Raw genomic sequence first — 508 nt, forward strand, 5'->3', positions numbered from 1 at the left:
GGGCCTGTTTTTGCCGCCAAGATTGTTTCTTAAATAGCAAAGCAAAAAACAGACCGTACAAGTAGATTAAAATGTAGGATAGGCCGCGTTATTTACATTGAAGATCGTCATTACGTGTAGATAGGTGCTTATACGCGGCCATTCTGTTCGCGTCTTGAACGAAGCGAACCGGCGGTTCGAGTACTTCTAACTGATAATCTGGGCTGTTTGTACTGATTTCCGACGTTGGATTAACCACCACCACTTTAAGTTCAGGGTTGCGTTGTAAAATGGATGCTGCGGTACCTAAACCTGCTTCTGTATGAAATTTCCCCGCGACATGAACAACTTGAGCATTTGGGTTTTGAGCGAGGTATTTCACAATCGACTCCGCCATGGTTTCGTCCCACGTTACTTGTGCGGCGTATTGCTTTTCAGTTTGCTCTGGCTTGCCATGATGCATGGATGCCATGAACTTTTCTTTATATGGACTGTGCGCGGTATTGACGTTTTCAGCCACAAAGCTGCG

Annotated in this window: 1 protein-coding gene; it reads right to left on the minus strand. The window is 45.5% G+C overall.

What is annotated here, in order from left to right; genetic code table 11:
- Window positions 1-88 precede the first annotated feature (88 nt).
- Window positions 89-508: ChaN family lipoprotein (locus R7O13_RS31135; protein ID WP_318305764.1), on the minus strand; the 420-nt coding region annotated here is incomplete at its 5' end.

The organism is Vibrio sp. Y176, assembly GCF_033438945.1.